This window comes from Dyella japonica DSM 16301 (assembly GCF_001010355.1).
Taxonomy (GTDB): domain Bacteria; phylum Pseudomonadota; class Gammaproteobacteria; order Xanthomonadales; family Rhodanobacteraceae; genus Dyella; species Dyella japonica.
Genome location: NZ_JPLA01000216.1, coordinates 1 through 297, shown reverse-complemented (window position 1 = coordinate 297; position 297 = coordinate 1). Strand labels below are relative to the sequence as shown.

The window sequence follows — 297 nt, the reverse complement described above, 5'->3', positions numbered from 1 at the left end:
ATACCATTCAAGGTGAAGGCCCATTTTGTGGTCAACCTGCCGTATTCGTTCGATTAGCTGGTTGTAACCTGCAATGCCCAGGTTGCGATACAAACTATACGTCCAATCGTAAGAAAATGAGTCACAGTGATATTTGGCAAGAGATTGTCCATGTCACTGGTGAAGCCAAGACTAAATTAGTTGTCATTACTGGTGGCGAACCTTTCCGTCAACCTGAAGTTGTTAATTTTATCAACTACCTTATTGATATGAAAGGATACCGTGTACAGGTTGAAACTAACGGGACTATGCCTATCC

Annotated in this window: 1 protein-coding gene; it reads left to right on the top strand. The window is 42.1% G+C overall.

Going from position 1 to position 297, the window contains the following annotated elements:
* Nucleotides 1–297, top strand: a 297-nt coding sequence (locus Y882_RS20215) for a 7-carboxy-7-deazaguanine synthase QueE (RefSeq protein ID WP_046973456.1), incomplete at both ends; no start/stop codon positions are given.